This window comes from Caulobacter sp. 17J65-9, from assembly GCF_010975005.1.
Lineage (GTDB): Bacteria > Pseudomonadota > Alphaproteobacteria > Caulobacterales > Caulobacteraceae > 17J80-11.
This window is the reverse complement of the sequence record NZ_JAAIVC010000311.1, coordinates 1-1,068: the sequence shown is the minus strand read 5'-3', so window position 1 is coordinate 1,068 and position 1,068 is coordinate 1. Positions and strand designations below refer to the sequence as shown.

The window sequence follows — 1,068 nt, the reverse complement described above, 5'->3', positions numbered from 1 at the left end:
GACCAGGGCGCGGGCGGCCGCCAGCCGGCGGGCGTCGCGCCAGGTCCACTCGCGCCAGTCCGCCTGCCGGGCTTCGACCCGGCGCTGCACGGCGCCGCGCACCGCCGTCACCCGGGCCTTGAAGCCGGGCTCGCCGGAGCGGGCCTCCAGCTGGGCCAGGGCGGTCAGGGCCGCGCCGTCCAGTTGGTTCAGGTAGCAGAGGTCGAGCTGGGTCCCCCGCCCGCCCGCTTCCCGGGCGTTGCGGACGTTCCATTGCGCGGCCACGGCGCCGAGATCGACCACGGTCACGCTCGCCAGCGCCAGGGCGGCGGTCAGCGCGTTGGCGTTGATCAGCCAGGCCCCGCTCTTGCCGCGCAGCAGCCGCCAGCAGATCAGCCCCAGGCCCACGGCCACCAGCACCATCCAGACCAGGGCGGCCAGGCGCAGGCGGGTCAGGGAATAGGCCTCCACATAGTCCAGGGTGCGCAGGATGCTGGAGGCGACCAGGAACATGTTCTGCACGACCCACAGCACCACCAGCCGGCGGCACAGCGGGTTCGCCGCGGTGTCCGAGCCCGGGCGCAGCGCGACCAGCACGAACAGACCGGCCAGGAGCGCGGTGGCGATCAGCGGGTAGGCGCCGCGGTGGGCGTATTCGGCGAGGGTCACGCCCTGCGGCAGGCCCGCGCCGCTCCACAGGAAGGCCAGGTCCAGGCCGTTCTGCACGGCGAACAGGGCGTTGAAGAGGGCCAGCGACAGGGCGACCGAGGCGACCGTCACGCCGGGCAGCGGCCCCGGCGCGCCGCCGCCCGGCAGGGGCAGCAGGGTGCGCTTGGAGCGGGGCCGCAGCGTCGCCCAGACCGCGACGGCCGCCGCCGCCCAGAAGGTCCAGCGCAGCAGGTCCGGCGAGGGCAGGCGCACGCGGCCCAGCACTTCGGCGATGATCGGGTTGGCGGCGGCGAACAGGGCCAGGAACACCGCGCCGCCGATCAGCGGCAGGGCCAGCACGCCCAGCAGCGCCCCAGGCCGCGGCCCGCGCCGGCCGCTCACCCGCTCGATCCGCCGCAGGCGGCCGAGGTCGCCCAACGG

General features: G+C 76.1%; 1 protein-coding gene. It reads right to left on the bottom strand.

Annotated elements, in window-relative coordinates:
- Positions 1–1,068, bottom strand: a 1,068-nt coding sequence (locus tag G3573_RS21595) for a DUF4173 domain-containing protein (protein ID WP_163263677.1), incomplete at both ends; no start/stop codon positions are given.